Genomic DNA, 22,017 nt, shown 5'->3' on the forward strand with positions numbered 1-22,017 from the left:
TTATCTTCTGTGAAAGAAAAATGTGAACATAAAACACGTATTCTATATCTGGAAGCGTTTTATGGTGGCTCTCACAAGCATTTTGCTGATTTATACATTCAACATAGCCGTTTTGAGATTGACCTTTTGACTCTACCGGATATTTCCTGGAAACAGCGTATGCGTGGTGCTGCTTTTGAACTGGCACTGCAAGTGGAGAATCCGGAAGTCTATGCGGCTGTAATTTGTGGTGGTATGATGCGGATCCAGGATTTACGTTCAATCTGGGGAAAGCGCTGTCCTCCAGTAATCCTGTATGTCCATGAAACTCATCTCAGCTATCCGGTACACCCTATTGAATCACAAACTACTAAACTTTTTGAATTTTATCAGAGTGAACTAGGAAATATGCTGTCATCGGATGTACTGCTTTTTAACTCTCGAAAACATGCTGATCGTTTTCTATGTGCTGCTGATCAGTTCTACAGCAGGATCAGTAAAATAGGAAGCTTCCCTGATTTGATTCGGGAAAAAATCCATGTGGTGTATCCTGGTTGTTGTACATCAGGAGATATAGCCAGGAGGACCAAAAACAGAAAACCAGGACCTCTCCGTATTCTCTGGAATCACCGCTGGGAATTTGACAAACGTCCTGAGGATTTTTTCAGCTTGCTTGAGGATCTACAGAAGAGGAATCGAAGCTTTGAGCTCATTCTATTAGGAGAAAATCCCTGGCCGAATGCTGATATTGCCTCAGGAAGGCATAATCAGTATTTAATTAGTATTTGTGAACAATTCAGGGATTCAATTCTACATCAAGGATATATTCATTCTCGTAAGGAGTACATCTCCTGGCTTGAACACGCTGATCTGGTTATCAGTACATCTGCTCAGGAAAATTTCGGAATATCGGTTGCAGAAGCTATGTTTTATGGGTGCAGGCCACTGCTTCCCGACCGACTGTCATATCCCGAAATCGTTCCGGAAACTCTTCACAGAGTTTGCCTGTATAAGGATCTGCATGATGCAGCTGACAAATTAGATGCTCTTTGTCTTCTGGCAGAGCAGGGCCATGAAATTATGGAAGCAGGGGACAGGGATCTGCTCGCGACTGCAATGCAGGGTTTCAGCTGGGAACAGCTGTCCAGCGAACTGGACCGGCATGTACGCAGTATATGTGATTTAATTTGACAGAGTAACTCTAAAATCAGTATCCTTATCTCTGGAGATTCCAGTGCAGAAATATGACTATATAATTGCAGGTGGCGGTATGGCAGGGCTCAGCCTTGCGTATCACATGGCACTCAGCCCCTTAAGTACCTCGAATATCCTGGTGATCGATAGTGCAAAAAAGGTATCCAATGACCGAACATGGTGTTACTGGACCAATAAAGCTCATGTTTTTGATAGTATCGCAGCAAAAACATGGAATTTTCTGCAATACACAGGACAGGACTGGCAGAAAAAAATCGACTTACTGGATTATCGTTATCAGATGGTTCGCGGGATTGATTTTTACAACACGGTATACGCTGAACTGGATAAGCATGCCAGCATTGATTTCTTTTACGGAAATATTGATTCAATAGAAGATATCGAGGATGGTGCGGTGGTAAGGATCGGAAAAGAAAGTTTCTCTGCATCATTTGTATTTGACAGCACCTTTACAGCCTCTGAGTTCAAGGTTGATGAGCAGAAATATCATTTTCTCAAACAGCATTTCGTAGGCTGGGTTATAGAGGCAGAAGAAGGTACATTCGAGCCTGATGCAGCCACATTCTTCGACTTCCGGACTCCTCAGCAAAATGAGATGCGGTTTATGTACATACTACCTGAAAGCAGCTCAAAAGCCCTGGTAGAATTTACTCTGTTCAGCTATCGCCTGCTGGAACGCAATGAGTACGAAGATGCAATACGAAACTACCTTCGGGATGTTATGAGGATTACCGACTACAACATTATACACACAGAAAACGGTATAATCCCGATGACTGATCAACCCTTCCACCGAAAACAGGGAAAACACATTCTCAGAATCGGAACGAAAGGGGGACGTGTCAAGGCGTCAACTGGATTTGCTTTCTACCGGACCAATCAGGATTCACAAAATATTGTTTCTTCACTGATTAACAATCATCATCCATTTTCACTCCCGAAACAGCCATGGCGCTATGGCCTCTTTGATTCTATGCTTCTGCAGATTCTCTATCGAAAGGGTGAATTGGCAGAACCTGTATTCACCAGATTATTCCAGAGAAATCCAATCGACAGGCTGTTCAGGTTTCTTGATGAGGAGGGGAGCCTGTTCGAGAACCTCCTGCTTATGAAAACCACTGTCTGGCGGTATTTTCTCTCAGCATGGTTAAAGCTGAAAGTATGCAGGGAGGTGTAATTTGATTTCCGATTTTCTTGTTTCAGCCTGGAGCCAGCTTGGATTAACCAGCAGGCTATTGTTCGTTCTATGGTTGTTGGGAATGATTTCTCTGCCTGTTGTTAAATGGATATGGGGAAGCAAGGCAGAACGTACAGGCATCAGCGTAGGGGTGATTCTGCAGGTCAGTCTGGTGCTCTCAATAATTTTTAACAGTGCCGGATTTGCAGCGGGTCTGTGGGTTTTTCTGATAGTTTCAGGCTTGGGTTGGCTCAGTGAGGCAATCGGCTGCCGCATTGGTTTCCCTTTCGGGAAGTATCATTATACAAAGGTACTTCAACCCCAGTTGATGTCTGTTCCGGTAATAATACCGCTGGCATGGATGATGATGATGGCTCCGTCATGGGCAGTTGGTAGTTCCATTGCAGTTTTTTTCGGTTTTTCACCTATCGGTATTGTCGCAGCAGCAATCTCCGCTTTGGCATTTACCAGTTGGGATCTGTATCTTGATCCGCAGATGGTTTTCTGGGACTTCTGGCGTTGGCCCAAAGGCGGAAAATACTTTGGCATACCCTTGAGTAATTATGCCGGCTGGCTTGCAGTCTCGTTCCTTATCACTGGAATCGTATGGCTTTCAGGGTTTTCTGTTACAGCCGCAGAACCCTTATTGCTGGTATTTATACTTACGGCAGTACTACAGGCTATTGCACAGCTCGTATTCTGGCGCCTCTACGGTTCTGGCATAATAGGCTTAATTGGAATGGGGACTTTGTCGATACTTTCAATATTGGTGTTTTTCTAGCTTGATAATCAGCTTGCAAAAACTGCCTGCCTCGGGGCATAATGTGAATAACGCGGCAGCTAGGAGTCTTACATGCTATTAGAGCAAATCAGTGCTTTCTTTACTTCCCCTATGTGGGCGAAGTTTCTATTTCTGTTTTTGCTGACCATTACCTTGACATATCAGGAAAGCCGGAAGGATCCGGAACTTTACCGTACATTTCATAGAATACTACTTGTACTTTTTATAAGGGATGTCCTCTACATTTTTGTTCCGATGGCTACAGTGCTAATTGTATCCGATATTCTGATTTTCTGGGTTTATATGCAAAAATTCAGGACTATGAAAGGAAGCCTTGAGAACGATAAGGTCCTGATGATTATCAGCGCTGTTTTTGCTGTTTTTCTTGTGGTGAATACAGTATTCAATATCCTTGATTCTGCCTGGTCCCGTGCCGGAGCAATTGTGATCATGGCTCATTACATTTACATGTCCATACAGACATATCGGGTTTCCGAGTTCAATACTGATAATTCAGAAATGATTGTCGCCACAAGATATCCATTGCTGCTTATACCAGTTCTGACAAATATTGCTCTGATAGTCTTCGGCTACACATCTGATTTCGTGCATTTGATTATTATTCCCGGCAGCTATTTTCTGCATTTTATTATTATGTTTCAGATGCAGGATCAATATGAGATTGAATCCAGAGATGAAAGGGATTTTCTTCAGAACGATATTTCAACCATTGTTAACTTCATGCAGAGTATTGGCCGTGCAATTTCTGCTCGTATGGATATTGATGAAATTCTCCAGACCGTTGTCCAGTCAGCAAGTCAGAACACCAATGCTGACGGGGGATCGATACTCCTTATAGAGGAGGATGATCAGGGTAATGAAATTCTGATTCCACGGGCACAGTACGGTATTTACTGTCCTCCTGTCCCATTCAGTGAAATGGTTAAAACCAAGCTTGATGCTATCCGCAGAAACTACGAAAGCATGAAGATTCCTGTTACGGAAACAGTTCTCGGTGAATGTGCACGACTTAAAAAACCAATCTATATACGTGACGCTTCTGTTGATGAGCGTATGGTTCACAATCAGAGTGAAGATGCCATGTATGTCAGTTCATTCATGGCTATGCCGATTATTTCAGACGGAAAGGTTTTCGGTGTTCTGTCGGTTGTCATGCGGCGTAGTGACAGATTGTTTTCGGATAAGGACTATGAACACATGGAAACCTTTGCGAACTATACCGCAATAACCATGAATAACCTGTTCACTTATCTGGAACTTCTTGAGAAACAACAGCTTGATAAAGAGGTTAACATTGCGGCCGACCTTCAGACCAATCTGCTTCCCAAAAAGATTCCACAGCTGCCACAACTCGGACTTGCTGCCTACAGTGTGGCTGCCAAGGGTGTATCCGGTGACTATTATGACATGCTACCCCTGAAGCGCGGTAAGAAGATGGCATTGCTGATGTGTGATGTTGCCGGAAAGGGTGTACCTGCGGCTATGGTTATGGTCATTATCCGTACTATCGTGCACCTGATCGCTGGAGCAGAGAACAGTACCTCACGGGTTTTGCGCTGGGTTAACCGTGGTATTGCAGGTCAGGTCAGTATAGAGCGTTATGCTACTATGTGTTACATGACATACGATACCGAGAAATATGAGGTAGAATATTCGAATGCAGCGCACCATCCACTCATGATCTATCGAGCGGCCGAAGGAAAAATCGATACTTATGACACGCCTGGATTACCGATAGGGCTCGACAGAAAGACTGAATATGGTGAGATCACCATTAAGGTCGCACCAGGAGATGTCATGTGTCTGTATACAGACGGTATTAATGAAGCTATGAACTCAGCTGGTGATCAGTTCACTACAGAAAGTATTGCAGAGTCGCTACGAAAAAATTCACAGAAGTCGGCTGATGAAATCCTTGCTGCTCTAATGACTGAGATAGAGAAATTTGTTGCCGGTGCACCACAGCATGATGACCAAACTATCATGATCATGAAGATTGCTTCCTGAGGAAGCCTCGAATACTGAAACGGATAACATAGTGCGCTTTGCTGAAATAGACATGCGGGCAGGCGGGGTTTATTCAATAGAATTCGGCGACTGCTATTTTTCTGTTCCTGACGGCATCGATGAAGCATTTTATGTATACCTGCAAGCCAATCGTGTGGGTGATAGAATCAAGAGCTGCAAGGGTGTATTGCACATTGCCGAGATCGGTTTCGGAACCGGCCTTAACTGTGCCTTGACTCTTCGTGAATACCTTTCAGCCAATGATCCCTGCTGTAATTTGATTTATTCTTCATTTGAAAAGTTCCCTGTCCGGAAGCCTGATCTGGTACGAATTGTAAACACATTTGCAGGCTCCCATGAAGAATTTCATGAAATCTGGTCAGACGTAATAGAAAGTATTCCCGAAATATCCGCCGATATTTCAGGTCCTGTACGATTCCAGCTCCAGCTTAAGCAAGGGTTTGTTCTTGAATTATATATTGGCGATGCAGCAGCAGAACTGGAGAATCTACAAACTCCGGTAGATATCTGGTATCTGGATGGTTTTTCTCCATCCATCGATACCGGATTATGGAATCGTGAACTATTCATGGAAATATCAGCATTGAGCGGCGAAAATGCCAGGTTTTCAAGTTTTACAGCCGCAGGCTGGGTACGTAGAGGGCTCGCCGAATTCGGGTGGGAGGTTCAGAGGTGTCCAGGCTTTGGCCGTAAGCGGCATATGATCTGCGGCCAATACAAGCCTCAGCTCTGCTGATCACCATTGCTGTTGCTGAGCACTGAAAAATTGCGCATTTTTTCTTCACCTGTCTTGTCCGGATCAGAATTGAAAACTTCAATTAATTGTATGCTTTGGAGTGGAATCATCAGATGTTCGGTCTTTCCGAATTTCTTGCGTATATCTTCAGTTTCAGGATCAATGATTACTTTTTCCTCTGGCATAATCAGTTCAGCTATGGAGACGAAATACGGGTGTGTCATATCAAGACCGCGAGCTTTCAGACTGTATTTTTTATCGTTATATAGAAATTCGACCCTGTAAATCGTCATTATTCTTCTCCCTGCTGCATGATATCTTTATGATATCGATCTTCGATTTTTTTTACCTGACGAATACTATTTCGTACATACTGAAGTCGGAGATCTGTTATCTCTTTTTCATCCAACTGCCATTGTACGCTGGAGTTATGCAGGCGTTCAATGAGCCTGTTCAGAATAATCGCGACAGAAACCGAAATATTATAGCTCTCTACAAAACCGTGCATCGGAATACGAATAAACTCATCAGCTTCCCGCATTGCAAGTTCACTCAGGCCATTCAGCTCAGTGCCGAACAGAAGTGCAGCGGGGCCTTTTTCAATATCAAAATCAGCTGGAGTTACATCCTCAGCATGCGGACTGGTAGCTACTATACGATAGCCTCTAGAACGCAGGGACTTTATAGCGGTCATAGTGTTATTGTCTGTTTCTCTGTATCGATGTCTGCTGAGCCACTGTGCCGTACCTAGTTCAATTCCGCTGGTTGTGCGATGACTGTTTCTGTTTTCTATGATGTGAACATCCTGAACACCACAGGCATCACAGCTTCGAAGAACCGCACTGGCATTATGCGGTTGGAAGATATCTTCCAGAACCACACAGAGATAACGGGTACGGAACGGGAGTACGTTTTCAATTCGTTGTAATCTCTCGGGGCTTATAAAACCCTGCAGATACTTGATTAGTTTTTCATCGCTCATGTCGATCAAGATATATACGAAAAAAGGTGCTTTGAGAAGTGTATGACCTGTGTTACTATTTTTTCCGATGAATAAACAACAATGGTTCTTCTACATGCTGATTCTCTTTTCATGCCCCGTGATCTTTGCTGACATAGATCCCTCCACGGATTCAATCCAGTATCTACGTTATTCATCTGACGGGAAATATGTCTTTCCACTTGCTGTCGATCCTGCACACCTCTCATGGACCAGGTATCATTGGGATGGCGGTAATGCTGTAGATATTGAAGTTGCACCACGTTTTTCAGCTGATTCACCTGAATACAGATCTATCACCAGGGCTCCGGTACTTGCGGTGACAGGGGGGACTGCGATTCCTCTTGACAACCTGAGAGGCGGTTATTCCGTGGTTTTACAGGGAGATGATGGATTACAGTACTATTATGCTCATCTGCGTGAACAACAGTTCTCCAGCCCGGTCCGGGTAGAACGAGGGGATATTATTGGACGCGTCGGGAGCACTGGACAATGGGCGCAGTTTCTGGAACCTCACCTGCATTTTTCTATTGCAGAGGGGCATCACTCAGGTTATGTATGGGATACAAATATTCACGCCGCCGGGTTCCTGGCTGAACACTTCGATCTGTACTGGCAGCATCGTGATGAAGCACGGTATTTACCGGACGATCCCTATGGATGGCCATTTCCTGAACCTGGAGTACTTTTAGAAGATTTTGCTGAAACCGGGCGTATTTATCGTGATCAGGCTGCACTGGTTCTTCTTCCTCCCGAGCCTTTGCCAGTACTTGGTGATGACGGCAAAAGTATGGAAAAAGTGCCTGTTGTCAGCCCGATGGATGGTATGATGAGCTACAGCAGAGATACCGTCTTTGGACCGAGAATCCAGATAGTAAATGAGCACAGAGGTCACCTACTGGTTTTTTTCGGAATTCATTCTGATGTTGCCAGAGACGGCTTGACCGTGCATAAAGGACAAATGATTGGATATGTCAGCCCTGACAGCCCTTTGAGGCTTCAATATTTCCGTTATGGCAGACTCTCAGACTACCAGCCCCTACTTGATTCTAGGCGTAATCTACTGGAATAATGCCTGACTATGTCTAAAAGAAAACGAGGCCGAAAACGACGGCCATCAGAGATTCCGCAACCGACAGCAGCACAGACTGCTGAGCCATATTGTATTCACTTCGATCATTGCGGCGGCTGTACACTGCAGCACTTCACCTACGAAGCACAGCTGGAACTGAAACAGCAGATTGTTGACAAAGCCTTTTCCCGTGAAGGGCTGATTGATCAGCTCCCCGCTGCACTCCCTGTTTTTCCCGCAGCGCGCACCCGGGGTTACAGAAACAAACTGGAATACACCTTCAGCCGCAGACGATGGCTTACTCCAGATGAAATTGCAAGTGAGGAAGAATTCGAACATCGGGATGGAGCAGGTTTTCATGTGAGGGGACATTTTGACCGTGTTCTGGACCTCGAGTCCTGCTGGCATCAGCCTGAGCCTTCAAATGAAATAAGGTGTTTTGTACGTGACAAGGCCCGGGAACTTGGAATTTCATTTTATGATATTGCAGAAAATGAAGGCGAAATTCGTACGCTGATGCTCAGAAATACCCGTGAAGGCAAGTGGATGGTAGTTGTGATGTTTGGCAAAGAACTATCACAGCCTACCAAGCAGCTGCTGGAGATGCTTCGTGATCGATTCCCTCAGATTGCCAGTCTGTATTACATAATCAACACAGGAAAAAACTCCAGTCCAATCGGACATGACTGTCACTTGTTTTCAGGCACAGAGGTGTTATATGAGAATTGCGGAAAACTGCGATTTGCAATTCACCCTGCGTCATTCTTTCAGACCAATACAGAGCAGGCCGAGGAGCTGTATCGCATAACATCTGAGTGGGCAAATCTTGCCGGAACCGAGACCGTATACGATCTTTACAGTGGAATAGGAAGCATTGGTCTGTCACTTGCGGACTCAGCAGGTAAGGTTATAGGGATTGAGATCATTGAAGATGCTGTAGATGGTGCCCGGGAGAATGCAGACCTGAACAATATCACGAACTCGGTTTTCTTTGCTGGTGAAGCCGAGAAAATCTGTACCAGGGATTTTTTCGCCGAGCATGGTCAGCCTGATCTGATAATCCTGGATCCACCACGCCCTGGTCTTCATAAAACCTTGATTACATCCCTACGGGAAATTGCAGCTCCAAGAATTATATACATCAGCTGTAATCCGGCAACTCAGGCAGACGATCTTGAATTACTTACTGACATGTACCGTGTGGTGAAGAGGCAGGCGGTTGACCTCTTTCCTCAGACAATGCATGTGGAAAATATTTGTGAGCTTGAGCTTAAACAATGAATGCTGCCCGTATCAGATACGTCTGAGGGTAAACATTCCAGGATAACTGCCTCCGATCTCTATTACTCTGGCATCTACCTGACACCATTGAGGGGATTCTTCCAGGATATAATTGAAGAGTCCCCGTTTCTTTCCTGTAAGCAGTACCATGCATCCGCCCGGACGAATAACACTGGCAGTAGAGTCCAGAAGCTGCTGGTAAAAATTTCTGAAATTGATTTTTTTACCCAGACGCAATCCGAATGGCGGATTTGTTATTATAAGATCTACTGAGCCAGGCAGAAATTCAGATGACAGATCAAGCGCATCCCATTGACGTAAATCAATGCTGTCTGCACATTCAGCAGCAATGGCATTTTCCATACAGCCGGAAACAGCTTCCGGATCATTGTCACCACCAATAATTTTCGCTCCCTTTACAGATGCAAAAGCCTCAAGCAGAATCGTACCTGATCCACAGAAAGGATCTATAAGCGTTAAGTGTTCCGAGCTGCTGGAAGACTCTTGTGCAGGTTGCAGGTAATGAAATCCATTCTGTATCATTGCGGAAGCAATGGTTGTCCTGAGTGTCACGCGTGGTCGGAATTGCCAGTTCCAGCGCTTGTCCATAGGCTCCTTATTGAGTTGCAGGCTCATGTAAGCCTTTTCATCCTGTATGTCTATGCGTATTATTAGTTCTGGATTATCGAGAGAAACTCCGGCTTCGGTACGGGCAAAAAGTACAGCACCTATACTTCGGTTGATATCATTAGAAGAAAAAGGATGTATGCCGCTGCGAACTGCATTAACGCGAAATGAGCTTACTGTTTTCAGTTCGGGTATATCCACTGTTTCAGCCCAGGCACAGAGTTGATCCTGCAGCAGTTCGACACTGGCAGTTATACTGCCCAGATGTTCAAGCACGAAATATACCGTTCTGAGTTTATATAATAAGTCAATATTACATGGATTTCCTTCCAGAAAAACCATGCCTGTGCGCGGCTCTCCGGCTTTGGCTGACCCGGCAGGGAGTGTATTCAAGTGGTCAATTTCACGGGCGCAAATATCTTCCAGTCCCGGGTCGCAGATAAACCTCAGGGATTCAGTATGTCTCATTGCTATGGTATACTCTATGCATTGATCAGAGGCAATAGATGCCGCAGCTGCAGTCGGGAGATTACATGCGCTTTTTCATTCAGATTATTACAACCGCTATTATAGTTTTCCATGTACCAGCAGTCTTAAGTGCCGATATGCTCTCAGTAGAGGATATACTTGAGAACATTCAGCGTACAAGCCCCTGGCAGTTTCAGGAAATACAAGCTGTTTTGAACGTGACACGTAATGAATCCAGTAATGATTTTGTTGTTCAGCGGAGTATAATTGCGAATGAAACTATTATATCGGTACAGGATAGTGTAGATAATCTTATTCGCCTGCGTTTTGCAGATAATACTGTCAACATACAGGCAGATGGGCGTCGTGTATTTACCCTGGAAGGGAACATGAAGTTTCTTGATTTCCTTTCCAGTGATTTTTCTTATTACGATGTACTCTCGTCACGGAGCTTTGAGTCTGGCTATGAATCCATAGAAATAGATTCTGGCATACGCAATGGTGAGAGTGTTTATGAAGTGAGTGGAATAAATCGGGATGCAGAAAATTACAGCCTTTTACAGTATCATTCCCGGGTGCTATTTATAGATGCAGATACGGGTTTATTGATAGAAGATATTGCCTACAACAGAGAGGGGTATCCGATCAGAAGGCTTCTATACAGTGACTACAGACCTGTTTCCGAACATACTGACCTTGAATTCCCACACAGGATCGAAGCTGAAAACCTTCACCGACAGTATAGCAGAAGCAGTCTGATTATCGAGTATCCAGCTGATTTATTCCCACCGGAGGATGATTCCGATGTAATGCTCATAGATACGGAGCAGCAAGTCTCATTGCAGCATCCCTGAGTTTGACTGCTATAGGCCTACTGTTCAGTTCATCTGCAGATATAGATCTTGATTCCACAATACGTGAATCGACATATTCATTCAGTTCTTCTGCCAGTACCGAACTGTAGCATTCCAGACCCAACTCGAAATTCAAGCGCAGACTTCGTGGATCCCAGTTTGCTGAACCTATCAGGGACCAGGTACTATCGACTGTGAGCACTTTGCTATGGTCAAATGGAGGCGGAGAGTACCAGACCCTGCAGCCCCATTCCAGGATCTGCCATAATTGAGCCTGAGCAGCCCATGCTACCATTTTTAGATTATTGTTTTCGGGAAGTACTATATCCACCTGAACACCACGCATCGCACAGGTGTTCAATGCGCTTATTAGCGCACTGTCCGGAAGAAAGTAGGGGGTCATAATTCTTACAGATCTCTGAGCAGTAGAGAGGGCCCCCAGGAAACATAATCTCATCCGGTCAAAGTTATGATCAGGTCCGTCCGGAATAGCACGGCAGAATACATCACCCTGTGGATGTTGAGGTGGAAACCAGTCAGTTCCACTGAGCTTTTCTTTTGTAGTAAATTCCCAGTCCTCAGCAAAAGTAGCCTGAAGGTGCTGCACTACTGGTCCTGTAACAGAAAAGTGAATATCCCGTGTGCTATGGCCGCTTTCAGATCCGCTTATACAGCCTTGACGTATGTTCATGCCGCCAGTAAAGCCGGATAAACCATCTACAAGCAGAATTTTTCTATGACTACGCAGATTCATGTATGGAGTTGTCCATGGAAAGAAGCTGGGCATAAATTGTGCACAGCGTACTCCGAGGTTTCTGAGCCGGTGTGTTATCGGTGGTATTGTATAGCGTGAGCCCACTGAATCGATCAGGACACGAACCTGGACTCCTCGATTATGTGCAGCTGCCAGTGCATCGGCAAATCGCTTCCCAGCTGCATCATTATCAAAAATATAGCTTGTCAGTGAAATGGAAATTTCAGCAGATTCTATAGCTGCCAGCATTGCTGGATAAGCCTGATCCCCATTATACAAAGGTTTGACAGTATTTCCTGTGAACAGTTGCTGTCCGCTGAGTCTTTCTCCAAGTCTGGATAGAGATACAAGGTGACGCTGATTATAATCGAGCACTTCCCGGAAATCATCAATAGAAATCTGATGTGGTCCTGAGGTAATCCTGGTGTTTTCATCACCGCGGGTTCCGCTGACCCGCCTTTTTATTCTGTTTATTCCAAGCAGTATGTACAATATGCTTCCAACAATGGGAACCAGCCAGATCAAGCCGATCCAGCCGATCGCTGCGCGTGAATCGCGTTTATACAGAAGCGCATGAACAGACGTGGACAGGAGAAATATAAACCAGAAGCTGGCTGTTAAAAATGGCCAGAACCTGACTAATAGCTCCAATACAGAACTAAGCATATAAAAAACACCCCATCGCAATCATTACCGAAGTTAGCCGATAGGTCAAGCGTGGGGTGTATGAACAGAAAACTCTGTTTTAAAGTGTCTTTGTTGCAACTGCCCGGGCTTTTTCATAACCGAACAGTTCGTCGCGCTTCAGCGTACCGGGGGTGATGTTAACACCAAATTCAGATTCTACTGCTGAAATAAATGCGTCCTTTATTTCTTCCGGGCTGACTTTCTTCCCGGTTTCCTCAAGGATACTGGTGAGGGGTTCAACAGCCTTGTCCTTGATCTCCGGCGGTACCCAAATTACCTTGAAGAAGGTATCCAGAGGAATCGGTCCTACAAAACAGATAGCATTAATCATTATAAGATTTTCTATTTCAGTTACCAGAACATTGGCTATCTTTTTGCCACCGGCTCGAATACCTCCACGATGTTTATAAAAGCAGTCTACACCATAGTCCTTGAGTACCTTGACTATAAGATTACCGACCTTTGAAAATGCCTCTTCGTTACTCTGAAAGGTTTCCTTTCCGACAACCATCTGAAGGCTTACAGTAGATTCAGGTCCGACAAACACCAGAGTTCTGTTGCCAGTTAAAACAATATGTTCAAGGTGCGGTGTCTCCGGCCGTATTTCATTGATAAGGTTTGCAAAATTACTCAATGTAATAATAATACGGGCCTGGCAATCATTCAGAATATGAGCGATCTCTCTTCCCTTATACATAGTATTAAAGGGAACAGCTACCGCTGCCAGTTTCTGGATTCCGAAAAAACAGAACAGGAAGTCCGGTGAATTCGGAAGCATCATTGCAACCCGATCACCTTTCTTGATGCCTAGTTTTGATAATCCATTGGCAACCTTGTTGGCGTTTTCATCCAGCTCTCGATAACTGAATTCACGGCCTTCAAACAAAATAGCCTGTTTCTTTTTATATTTTTTAGCTGCATGCTCAAGCATGGCTCCGAGGGTTTGTATATCTGCCATGATTATTTTTCTCCCTCCTGTTTGTGCTCATGAATGAGTCGGTCATCTGTAGTTTCACCCCTGAGCTCTTTTCTGAGAACCTTGCCGGTAGCATTTTTGGGAAGAGCAGACATGAATTCAACTCGTTTCGGCATCTTGTATTCAGCGAGGTTAGCCCTGCAGTATTCGAGTACTTGTTGTTCAGTCAGCTGCACATCATCCTGAGGGACTACAAAGGCCTTGACCATTTCGCGGTCACGCTTGTCGTGTACAGATGCGACGGCAGCTTCCCTGATGCCAGGGTGTCCGAACAGAACCTCTTCTATTTCTCTTGGGCTGATATTGAATCCGCCGCGTATAATCAGATCTTTCTTCCTGTCGGTAATAAAAAAGAATCCGTCAGCATCCTTGTATCCAAGGTCACCGGTATATAACCAGCCATCTCTTATTGATTCAGCTGTTTCTTCAGGATTTTCCCAATAACCGGGTGAAATTACATCTCCATAAATAATTATTTCACCTTCAGTACCATCCGGAACCTCTTTCCCGTCATCGTCCACAACAAGCATTTTTATGCCTGGTGCAGGTACACCGATCGAACCGGGCTTGAAATTCTCCCCGGATTTGTTAAGACAGACAGCAGATGTACTTTCTGTCAGTCCATAACCCTCGGCAATTACGGTTCCAAAAGCCTCTTCAAATTCCTGCAGGGTTGCCAGCGGAAGCGGAGCACCGCCGGACACACATGTCTTGAGTGACTGAGGTATGCTTGCTTTCCTGACCTTGGCAATCTGAAGCAGATGCATGTACATGGTAGGTACTGCAATCAAAACCGTCGCTTTGGTTTTTGAAATTGTTTCAAGCAGTACTGACGGTGTGTATTGTGGAACAACTACCATAGCTGAACCGCCGTTAACTGCAGTAACCACACCGTTGGCAAGTCCATATACATGATACAAGGGAAGTACAAGTACAATGCGGTCCTTGTCATCGGTAGGCAGAATTTCTTCTGCGTTTCTGCATTGAGTAGCGAAATTCCGGTGGGTCAGTGTAACCCCTTTTGGTTTCCCGGTGGTTCCGCTGGTATACAGTAATACCGCAGGATCATCCGGCTCGGCCTCAACAGCCTTGAACTTTCGTGATGATTCCTTCAGCAGATCCTGTAAACTGAGGGTGTCTACAGGCTTCGGACCACCACGTCCGCTGCGGGCCATGATTGCAACATCTATATCATTTTTGGCCGCAATTTCTTTGTTAACTTCTACTTCAGCTCCGGCCAGAATGCCGTTGCGCTTGTAAGCAAGCACAACGACAGTATTCGGCAGGGACTCACCGGAAAGCATATACTTTCCGGCAATACGTCCCTCAATCAGGGCAGAAGGATAAGCCAGCATGTCCGCGGTTCCAGCATCTGGAATAAATAGGCTTCTCCAGTTTTCTCCCATAAAAGAACTCCTTATCGATTTGAACTTTCCGAGCGAAGGAACTCATCGACTTCGTCAAAAAATATTTCCTGAATCTCTTCACGTGGGGGAGGAGTAACAAGACTCACTACAATAAATACGAGAAGATTAAGAATCAGTGTTGGAATTACAGGATGAAGGTTGAACAGCAGAAAACGTCCACCATCAGCACCTGTTATAAGCAGGCCGAGAATCAGGTATATAACCCCGGCGGATGTTCCGGCTACCGCACCCTGTTTGTTGGCCCGTCTCCAGAGCAGACCGCCCACAAGTGCCGGAGCCCATTGTGCGAATCCTGGAACACTTACGTCGGTGAGGTACAGAGCCATTGCTTCATCTCCGATACCAAGCATTACCGCAAGTGTAACACTGAGACTGAGAATGACAATGCCAATAACAGCCCATCTAGCAGCTGCTGTAACCTGTTTATCGGTTGCATCCGGCTTGAAAATTCCCTGTACGAGATCCCTTGCTACAATAATACTGGTGGTCATGAGCTGTACGGCTGCAGTACTGACTGCGGCAGCTACAACGCCCATGAGAACAAAGACAGCAAACCATCGGGGAAGTGCATCAATAATAATGGTCTGTACAATCTGGTCAGCTGCACCGGCGTCGGTAATGCCAGGCATTGCTGCAGGAGCAATAATTGATCCCCAGATAAAGGGAATAATATAGAAGAAAAGTCCACCGAATGTGAAGATCAGAAGCGGCAGCCATTTAAAAAGATTCTTGTCACGGGCAGTCATACCACCGATAACTACGTGAGGCCAGCTGAAAGCCAGCAGACCAACAACGAATGTTCCAATCATGAGAACGGAACCGTATTCACCCATTGGACCAGGTGTAGCAAGTTTTTCCGGACTGCTGACAAGTACCTGCTGAGCTGCTTCTGCCAGGCCTCCGTTCGGGAAAAGTACGGCAACTACCCATATCAAGGAGCCAAGCAGGGCTGTAACGTAAACCGCACCAAGGAATATATTGACCCAGGCAACGATTCTCATTCCGCCAAGCAGTACAAGAACCAGCAGCAGAACAACGGTGTAGGTAGCACCAACCCAAAGCGGCATGCCGGTGAGGGCTTCAAATCCACGTCCGACACCAAGGGGTTGAATACCAACGTAAGGAATAATGAAAGCCAGCATGGTGACCGAAAGGATTATGCGGAGGTTCTTCGACTCATAGCGTTCCGCCAGCACTTCAATTGGTGACAGAAAACGATTCAGCTTTGAAAGTGCCCAGAGTTTAGGGCCGAGAAACATGTAGAGTCCGGCAAAACCGGCAACAGAACCCCAGATGAAAAATACATAGCCAGGGCCATGCAGGTACAGCATTCCGGGAAAACCATAGAAGGTCCAGCTTGAAGAAATAGCGAAGAGCACAAAAAAGAACATAACTACAACACCGATTGAACGACCGGCGAGCATGTAGTCTTCAGCTGTCTTGGCTGATACCTTGTATCCATAGGCCGCCATAAAAATAATTACGAGGCCAAATACGCTGAGCGCAACAATATCTAACATTTAATCAGTCTCCTTTATTCGCTTTTTTTAGCGGTATGGCCAGAATTTAAAGAAATAGACGAGGTAGGCAGCAAGCCATGCCAGTACAAACAGGATTCCAATTACCAGCGGCATTGTCATCCAGCCGAAGAGCAGAACAGGATCGGATCCCTCGGGGATTTCTGTAACACCCATCGAGATTGCAACAGACATGAGAATGATCGTTGCAAGTAAAAAAAGTAGAAAGATTCTTCCGGGCCAATGGCCCATAATTTCTGTCATTTTAAACCTCCATATTGATTTTCAACCGATGGCTGATTAGCGAAATAGTAAGTCGGTCAGCGGCCGATGTCAAGTATTTTCTCGGCCAGTAGCCTAGAAAAAGAAAAGCGCCTGCAAGTGTCGGAAAATGGTCTGCTTGTGATTGAATTATGAAGAAAAAAGATCAATACTGTGAGATATGACAGTTTCAAGGATAATGACCCGGGACCCAATCACTGTGACATGGAACACGCCGGTAACAGATGCTCAGGCACTTATGAGAAATAACAAGTTTCACCGCTTGCCTGTTCTCAGTCGGCATGGAAATCTCGCTGGAATAATCAGTGAAAAGGATCTTCTTTATGCGGCACCTTCACCGGCAACCATTCTGAATGTATATGAAATGAATGAGCTATTGAATCGCCTGACTGTTTCCGAGGTTATGACAGAAGATGTAATCACCATCAGCGAACATACACTGGTCGAAGAAGCCGCAAGAATTATGATCGATAATAATATCGGCGGTTTACCGGTAATGAGGCAAGAATCTCTTATCGGTATTATTACTGAAAGTGATATATTCCGCATTTTTATTGAACTTTTCGGTACACGCCGTGAAGGTATGAGGGTCAGTCTCCTCGTCAAGGAGAAGAAGGGAGTAATAGCTGATATTACAGGAGCCATCGCCCAGGCTGGAGGAAATATAGTTTCCCTTGGAACCTTTCCCGGTGAGGATCAAAACAGCGCTACCGTGATAATGAAACTTGAGGAGATTGAGCAAAAGCTTCTTGAAGATCTGCTCGAACCGCTTGATGTGCAGCTGCTGGAGATCCGTCACGAATAGTCCCTGCATGCAATCCCTTCATACGATAATGTCGGCTGGCTTGTCGAGCTTTGCATAAATATGCTAAATATGAATCAATCTTGCGGTATAAGGAGTTTTGTATGTTGGAAAACCTGTTCCAGTTAAAGGAACACAAAACAACGGTGAAAACCGAAATCCGGGCGGGTATAGCTACCTTCCTGACAATGGCTTACATTATTTTTGTAAACCCCGATATGCTGTCTAATATTGATGGCATGCCATTCGCTGGTGTACTGTTCGCTACTGTCATGGTTTCGGCCATAGCATCGATTCTCATGGGTTTATTTACCAATCTGCCTTTTGCCCTGGCACCTGGAATGGGTATTAATGCCTTTTTCACCTACAACCTGGTAATTTACGGACCGCTGGAATGGGAAACAGCACTTGGTGCAGTATTTATTTCCGGTCTGGTTTTCATTCTGCTTTCCCTTTTTAAGGTCCGGGAAATGATTGTGGCTGCAATTCCTCCTACCTTGCGATATTCGGTAGCAGCAGGTATCGGGCTCTTTCTGTCCTTTATCGGTCTCAAGAATGCTGGTTTTGTTGTTGGTAATCCCGCAACCCTGGTTGCATTCGGAGGAATGAACATCGGTACTGGCCTTTTTGTTATCGGACTTATGCTCACCTCCATTCTGGTAATAAAGAAAGTTAACGGCGCCCTTATTTATGGAATTCTGACTGTATCTGTCCTTGCAGTAATCGCGACCCTCCTGGGTTGGGTTGAAGGTATTGTATTCGTTCCTGAAGCAATATTTGCAATGCCAAGCCTGGAATTATTCCTTGCGATGGACGTTGTAGGTGCTCTGAGTCTCGGTGTTATTATGCCGGTCTTCACCCTGCTGTTCACCGATATGTTCGATAGTATCTCGACCTTTGTCGGAGTTGCTGAAGTCGGTGGATTCATGGACGAAGAAACCAAACAGCCGAAAAATGTTGGACGTGCCCTGCTTGTTGATGCAATCGCTACAACTATTTCCGGTATTTTCGGTACCAGCTCCGGAACCACGTATATCGAATCAGCAGCCGGGGTAGAAGAGGGTGGTCGTACCGGTTTGACAGCAGTTGTTACCGGTCTGCTTTTCCTGCCCTTCATTTTCCTCGCTCCACTGGTTGGCTTTATTCCTTCAGTTGCAACAGCTCCAGTACTCGTTCTGGTTGGTCTGTTCATGATTCATCCTGTCCTCAGCATTAAATGGGACAATTTCGAAGAATCTATCCCTGCATTCCTGGCTATGCTGCTCATTCCTCTGACCTTCAACATTACCCAGGGTATTGTGTGGGGATTTCTGAGCTATACAATCATCAAGGTTTTCCGCGGCAAGTTCCGTGAAATTCCTCCCATGCTCTGGATTGTAGACGTGTTTGCAGTTATGGCAGTTTTCTTTGCACACTGATTTCGCTGACAGATAATGTCTTGATGAAAGCCCGGCCTGACAGCCGGGCTTTCATTTTTAATACGCAATCCGTATTATTTTTTCTTTCGTTCTTGACCAAAACATTTCTGTGATTATTATGAGCACATGAGTAGGAGAGAGAATTTCAGAAACTGGTTTATGGAGCATATAACCCTCCATCATTACGAAGACAGCAGCTCGGAGCTTGCAAATGGATTAACCCATCTGTTTGGCGCTTGCCTGAGTCTGATCGCCCTCGCAGCAATTATCATCAAAACGATTCCTCAGGGAAATCATGCAATGACAACAGGTGGAATTATATTCGGCCTTACGATGCTATTCCTGTATTTTTCCAGCAGCATGTATCATCTGGTGCAGGGACCAATCGTGAAGCGTGTCATGCGAATCCTGGACCATGCCACAATCTATTTTCTGATTGCCGGAACCTATACACCCGTCATGCTCTCTATTGGAACCAGAGCCTCGCATACCGTACTTGCTGCAGTCTGGATTCTGACTTTTATCGGAATATTGTTCACACTGGCATTCTGGGGTAAATACGGTGCACTGCATGTAATATTCTACGTTGCCATGGGTTGGATGATTGTTCTGATATGGGAAAGTGTAAAAAACGCAATACCACAGGATTTTCTGTACTGGGCGATCGCCGGTGGCTTAACCTATACCTCAGGAACACTGGTTTATGCAGCCAAAAAGATACCGTATTACCATGCTATCTGGCATCTTTTTGTTGTCGGTGGCAGTGCCTGTTTTTTTATCGGGATTTATCTGCATCTTCTGTGATCCGGAATTTCAACAGCCTGGAGCAGATGCGGATATTACACTCCAGGCTGCTGCTGTTAACTCTCGGCTAACTCATCTTCATTATTCAGAAACCCGGCAATCATTGAGTCAATGTCATCCTGTCCTGAATCCAGTTTTCTTTCGAAGGCTAATTCCTGATTGGTATCACGTAATTTTCTCAGAAGGCTGTGGACCATGATAAGAAGAACTGTATTGGCTGCACGGGGCATTTTTCGTACGAACAATACAAACTGATCTCGGTGCAGACGTAGAATTAGTGCTTCATCTGCGGAGCGGACAGATGCCGTGCGGCGCATTTTCAGAAACACACCTGCTTCGCCAAAGACTTCCCCCTGGCCAAGACAACAGAGATACACCTCCTTGTCTTCCTCTCCGGCAAAAACATTTACGTTTCCATCCAGTACAATGTACATATACGGGCTTTTAGTGCCTTCTTCAACAATAGTTTCACCAGGTTCTGTCTGGAAGACCTCGATGAATTCGCCAAGGGTCTGCAGTGCCTGGTCATTCAGGTATCGGAACAGAAAGATAGAATTCAGGTTTCCAATTATCCTGCTTTTCTCTTTGGTGTCATTTATAAGCTTCATGCTAAAGATTATTGTCCTGTAAGGGTTCAAAGTCAAACAGTAATTTATATAATACCACGTTCAATCATGAACTGCTCGAACAGATCAAGCAGTATTGGATCCACCTTCAATTTATTCTCTACAAATTCTTCCCTGAGAACCTTAAGGGTTTCCCTGGCGCTTAAGGGAGATCTATATAGTCTGTTCGGATCGGTAAGGGAATCATATACATCGATTATTTCCAGCATCTTTGCAGGAAAGAACGCCAGAACTTCATAATCGATCAGAGGTTCCATTTCATAGGACATAATGTTCTGTATCTGAGCGTCAGGCCTCATTTCCTTGTACTTGGCCAGCAGTTCACGGAAATAGCCGTATCCTCCGGGATCTCCATAGTATTCATGATGATATCCGGTAATCAGGGCTGCTTCAGTGGGATAGATCGTTTTTTCCATGACGGCTTTGTATCCAAGCTTGACATGACGGACGACCTTTTCTCGATCATAACCTTCTTCACCCTCGTGATATTCAATGTCCTCGAGTTTTCCTATGTCATGAATCAGATAACCCATAGCAAATTTCCGTATTTCGTCAGAGCTGAGACTTCTCATGCCACCGTGAAAAACACGTTCAAGCGTGATTTCATCCGGATTAATATGGGGTAAAAGCTGGGTATAATAATGGCGGTATCTTGTTCCGAATCGGGCTCGTATTCTATTGGCAAGACTGGTTCTGGAATATTCACGGTTATAGTAGATCAGAAATGAGAAGCCCATCAGAAACACCCTGGTCATATGCTGCACCACTGTGCCTTTTGACTGCTGGATCATCTGGTTAATAAGATCTTCCTTGTACAGATCACTATCCAGCAGGGCTTGTGTTGCATCCATCATCTCTTCTGTAGCCGTTACCAGGAGTCTGGAGTGCCGTTTAGCCTCGGAATTTCCCATTCTCAGAGCTTCCTGGATAGTGGCCTTGTTGATCATTGCTGCCTGCGCGGTTGCATCCACCAGAAATCCATTGGCTGTTTCGGGATCAGCAGCAGGATTCACCATGAGTGAAGCGAGGCGATCCCGGTGTTCTCTCAGCCGGTTAATGCGTTCTACAGGCTGAAGCTCAATAATTTCTTCATAATCAGAACCAAAATTCTGGATGCGCTTGATGGGTCTCTCTTCTTTTAAGTTAGAACCCTTGTCTATAGAAATCCTGCTATCTGACTGGGTTTTAGGGTACATTTTGTATATCTCTGCGGCTGTGTCCGGATCAACAAAATACTCATATCCTGACTTAGCCTGGAAAAACTTGGGATTGTTCAGCAGTAACGAACGGATAGGAATCCTTCGTTCCTTGTCACTGCCTTTTCTGCAGGCAATGACAACAAATCCTCGTGAGGACATGTACTGAAGACTCCGCGGATCATGACGCACAATCTCTACGAGAGGTACGGAGTCGCTTTGTTTGATATTTTGTTCATCCACAGTTTATTTCTCGTGCATTCAGAATGAAAAGTCAATATTCTGAACG

The 22,017-nt window shown here is 45.1% G+C and carries 21 protein-coding genes; 11 read left to right on the top strand and 10 right to left on the bottom strand.

The window, feature by feature from the left end; all coding sequences use genetic code 11:
* The first annotated feature begins 9 nt into the window (after positions 1–9).
* The 5 genes from ACYQ2L_RS06715 (at position 10) to mnmC2 (ending at position 5,937) form a co-directional block, all read left to right on the top strand.
* Positions 10–1,170 (top strand): tRNA-queuosine alpha-mannosyltransferase domain-containing protein, encoded by a 1,161-nt coding sequence (locus ACYQ2L_RS06715; RefSeq protein WP_460053067.1) that lies wholly within the window; start codon positions 10–12, stop codon positions 1,168–1,170.
* Between the two features lie 43 nt (positions 1,171–1,213).
* The gene (locus tag ACYQ2L_RS06720) at positions 1,214–2,371 is read left to right on the top strand and encodes a lycopene cyclase family protein (RefSeq protein WP_460053070.1); all 1,158 of its coding nucleotides are present in this window, start codon (positions 1,214–1,216) and stop codon (positions 2,369–2,371) included.
* A 1-nt stretch (position 2,372) separates the two neighbouring features.
* Positions 2,373–3,152: a carotenoid biosynthesis protein gene (locus ACYQ2L_RS06725; RefSeq protein ID WP_460053073.1), complete on the top strand. Its 780-nt coding sequence runs from the start codon at positions 2,373–2,375 to the stop codon at positions 3,150–3,152.
* 72 nt (positions 3,153–3,224) lie between these two features.
* Positions 3,225–5,180 (top strand): GAF domain-containing SpoIIE family protein phosphatase, encoded by a 1,956-nt coding sequence (locus ACYQ2L_RS06730; RefSeq protein ID WP_460053077.1) that lies wholly within the window; start codon positions 3,225–3,227, stop codon positions 5,178–5,180.
* Between the two features lie 31 nt (positions 5,181–5,211).
* A complete protein-coding gene (gene mnmC2 / locus ACYQ2L_RS06735) occupies positions 5,212–5,937 on the top strand; it encodes a tRNA (5-methylaminomethyl-2-thiouridine)(34)-methyltransferase MnmC2 (RefSeq protein WP_460053080.1) in 726 nt (241 codons plus the stop codon).
* On the opposite strand, the gene ACYQ2L_RS06740 is transcribed toward mnmC2, so the two are convergent.
* Complete coding sequence (locus ACYQ2L_RS06740) at positions 5,925–6,230, bottom strand: DUF1820 family protein (RefSeq protein ID WP_460053082.1); 306 nt, start codon at positions 6,228–6,230, stop codon at positions 5,925–5,927. The two genes, mnmC2 and ACYQ2L_RS06740, sit on opposite strands and share 13 nt — an antisense overlap.
* Positions 6,230–6,919 (bottom strand): TrmH family RNA methyltransferase, encoded by a 690-nt coding sequence (locus tag ACYQ2L_RS06745; protein ID WP_460053084.1) that lies wholly within the window; start codon positions 6,917–6,919, stop codon positions 6,230–6,232. Before ACYQ2L_RS06745 ends, ACYQ2L_RS06740 begins: the two co-directional genes overlap by 1 nt.
* A 67-nt stretch (positions 6,920–6,986) precedes the next feature.
* On the opposite strand from ACYQ2L_RS06745, the gene ACYQ2L_RS06750 reads away from it, so the two are divergent.
* The gene (locus ACYQ2L_RS06750) at positions 6,987–8,009 is read left to right on the top strand and encodes a M23 family metallopeptidase (RefSeq protein ID WP_460053087.1); all 1,023 of its coding nucleotides are present in this window, start codon (positions 6,987–6,989) and stop codon (positions 8,007–8,009) included.
* Between the two features lie 9 nt (positions 8,010–8,018).
* On the top strand, positions 8,019–9,290 hold the full coding sequence (gene rlmD / locus ACYQ2L_RS06755; RefSeq protein ID WP_460053090.1) for a 23S rRNA (uracil(1939)-C(5))-methyltransferase RlmD: 1,272 nt from the start codon (positions 8,019–8,021) through the stop codon (positions 9,288–9,290).
* Positions 9,291–9,302: 12 nt separating this feature from the next.
* Here rlmD and ACYQ2L_RS06760 read toward each other — a convergent pair whose 3' ends face one another.
* A complete protein-coding gene (locus ACYQ2L_RS06760) occupies positions 9,303–10,385 on the bottom strand; it encodes a THUMP domain-containing protein (RefSeq protein ID WP_460053094.1) in 1,083 nt (360 codons plus the stop codon).
* A gap of 65 nt (positions 10,386–10,450) precedes the next feature.
* On the opposite strand from ACYQ2L_RS06760, the gene ACYQ2L_RS06765 reads away from it, so the two are divergent.
* A complete protein-coding gene (locus ACYQ2L_RS06765; RefSeq protein WP_460053098.1) occupies positions 10,451–11,239 on the top strand; it encodes an outer membrane lipoprotein-sorting protein in 789 nt (262 codons plus the stop codon).
* On the opposite strand, the gene cls is transcribed toward ACYQ2L_RS06765, so the two are convergent.
* The 5 genes from cls to ACYQ2L_RS06790 all read right to left on the bottom strand — a co-directional run bounded on the left by cls (position 11,199) and on the right by ACYQ2L_RS06790 (position 16,864).
* The gene (gene cls / locus ACYQ2L_RS06770) at positions 11,199–12,659 is read right to left on the bottom strand and encodes a cardiolipin synthase (RefSeq protein ID WP_460053102.1); all 1,461 of its coding nucleotides are present in this window, start codon (positions 12,657–12,659) and stop codon (positions 11,199–11,201) included. The two genes, ACYQ2L_RS06765 and cls, sit on opposite strands and share 41 nt — an antisense overlap.
* A 79-nt stretch (positions 12,660–12,738) precedes the next feature.
* Positions 12,739–13,638, bottom strand: coding sequence for an AMP-binding protein (locus ACYQ2L_RS06775; protein ID WP_460053107.1), 900 nt, complete (start codon positions 13,636–13,638; stop codon positions 12,739–12,741).
* Positions 13,639–13,640: 2 nt separating this feature from the next.
* On the bottom strand, positions 13,641–15,062 hold the full coding sequence (locus ACYQ2L_RS06780; RefSeq protein ID WP_460053110.1) for an AMP-binding protein: 1,422 nt from the start codon (positions 15,060–15,062) through the stop codon (positions 13,641–13,643).
* 11 nt (positions 15,063–15,073) lie between these two features.
* Positions 15,074–16,603 carry a sodium:solute symporter family protein gene (locus ACYQ2L_RS06785; RefSeq protein ID WP_460053113.1) on the bottom strand — a complete coding sequence of 510 codons (1,530 nt, stop codon included), beginning with the start codon at positions 16,601–16,603 and terminating at the stop codon, positions 15,074–15,076.
* A 27-nt stretch (positions 16,604–16,630) separates the two neighbouring features.
* Positions 16,631–16,864, bottom strand: coding sequence for a hypothetical protein (locus ACYQ2L_RS06790; protein WP_460053116.1), 234 nt, complete (start codon positions 16,862–16,864; stop codon positions 16,631–16,633).
* A 178-nt stretch (positions 16,865–17,042) separates the two neighbouring features.
* Between ACYQ2L_RS06790 and ACYQ2L_RS06795 the strand changes: the two genes are divergently transcribed.
* The 3 genes from ACYQ2L_RS06795 to trhA all read left to right on the top strand — a co-directional run bounded on the left by ACYQ2L_RS06795 (position 17,043) and on the right by trhA (position 19,906).
* Positions 17,043–17,687, top strand: coding sequence for a CBS domain-containing protein (locus tag ACYQ2L_RS06795; protein ID WP_460053118.1), 645 nt, complete (start codon positions 17,043–17,045; stop codon positions 17,685–17,687).
* Positions 17,688–17,788: 101 nt separating this feature from the next.
* Positions 17,789–19,102, top strand: coding sequence for an NCS2 family permease (locus tag ACYQ2L_RS06800; protein ID WP_460053120.1), 1,314 nt, complete (start codon positions 17,789–17,791; stop codon positions 19,100–19,102).
* Positions 19,103–19,228: 126 nt separating this feature from the next.
* Positions 19,229–19,906, top strand: a complete 678-nt coding sequence (gene trhA, locus ACYQ2L_RS06805) for a PAQR family membrane homeostasis protein TrhA (RefSeq protein ID WP_460053124.1) — start codon at positions 19,229–19,231, stop codon at positions 19,904–19,906.
* A gap of 56 nt (positions 19,907–19,962) precedes the next feature.
* Here the strand turns inward: trhA and ACYQ2L_RS06810 are convergent, their stop codons facing one another.
* Complete coding sequence (locus ACYQ2L_RS06810) at positions 19,963–20,514, bottom strand: cyclic nucleotide-binding domain-containing protein (protein WP_460053126.1); 552 nt, start codon at positions 20,512–20,514, stop codon at positions 19,963–19,965.
* A gap of 44 nt (positions 20,515–20,558) precedes the next feature.
* The gene (locus ACYQ2L_RS06815; protein ID WP_460053130.1) at positions 20,559–21,971 is read right to left on the bottom strand and encodes an HD-GYP domain-containing protein; all 1,413 of its coding nucleotides are present in this window, start codon (positions 21,969–21,971) and stop codon (positions 20,559–20,561) included.
* Between the last annotated feature and the right edge of the window lie 46 nt (positions 21,972–22,017).

This window comes from Spirochaeta dissipatitropha, from assembly GCF_054657935.1.

Coding starts and splice junctions, on each gene's coding strand:
- ACYQ2L_RS06730 (WP_460053077.1), top strand. CDS start 3,225: ATGCTATTAGAGCAAATCAGTGCTTTCTTTACTTCCCCTATGTGGGCG.
- ACYQ2L_RS06740 (WP_460053082.1), bottom strand. CDS start 6,230: ATGACGATTTACAGGGTCGAATTTCTATATAACGATAAAAAATACAGT.
- ACYQ2L_RS06745 (WP_460053084.1), bottom strand. CDS start 6,919: ATGAGCGATGAAAAACTAATCAAGTATCTGCAGGGTTTTATAAGCCCC.
- ACYQ2L_RS06750 (WP_460053087.1), top strand. CDS start 6,987: ATGAATAAACAACAATGGTTCTTCTACATGCTGATTCTCTTTTCATGC.
- rlmD (WP_460053090.1), top strand. CDS start 8,019: ATGTCTAAAAGAAAACGAGGCCGAAAACGACGGCCATCAGAGATTCCG.
- ACYQ2L_RS06760 (WP_460053094.1), bottom strand. CDS start 10,385: ATGAGACATACTGAATCCCTGAGGTTTATCTGCGACCCGGGACTGGAA.
- ACYQ2L_RS06765 (WP_460053098.1), top strand. CDS start 10,451: ATGCGCTTTTTCATTCAGATTATTACAACCGCTATTATAGTTTTCCAT.
- cls (WP_460053102.1), bottom strand. CDS start 12,659: ATGCTTAGTTCTGTATTGGAGCTATTAGTCAGGTTCTGGCCATTTTTA.
- ACYQ2L_RS06775 (WP_460053107.1), bottom strand. CDS start 13,638: ATGGCAGATATACAAACCCTCGGAGCCATGCTTGAGCATGCAGCTAAA.
- ACYQ2L_RS06780 (WP_460053110.1), bottom strand. CDS start 15,062: ATGGGAGAAAACTGGAGAAGCCTATTTATTCCAGATGCTGGAACCGCG.
- ACYQ2L_RS06785 (WP_460053113.1), bottom strand. CDS start 16,603: ATGTTAGATATTGTTGCGCTCAGCGTATTTGGCCTCGTAATTATTTTT.
- ACYQ2L_RS06790 (WP_460053116.1), bottom strand. CDS start 16,864: ATGACAGAAATTATGGGCCATTGGCCCGGAAGAATCTTTCTACTTTTT.
- ACYQ2L_RS06795 (WP_460053118.1), top strand. CDS start 17,043: ATGACAGTTTCAAGGATAATGACCCGGGACCCAATCACTGTGACATGG.
- ACYQ2L_RS06800 (WP_460053120.1), top strand. CDS start 17,789: ATGTTGGAAAACCTGTTCCAGTTAAAGGAACACAAAACAACGGTGAAA.
- trhA (WP_460053124.1), top strand. CDS start 19,229: ATGAGTAGGAGAGAGAATTTCAGAAACTGGTTTATGGAGCATATAACC.
- ACYQ2L_RS06810 (WP_460053126.1), bottom strand. CDS start 20,514: ATGAAGCTTATAAATGACACCAAAGAGAAAAGCAGGATAATTGGAAAC.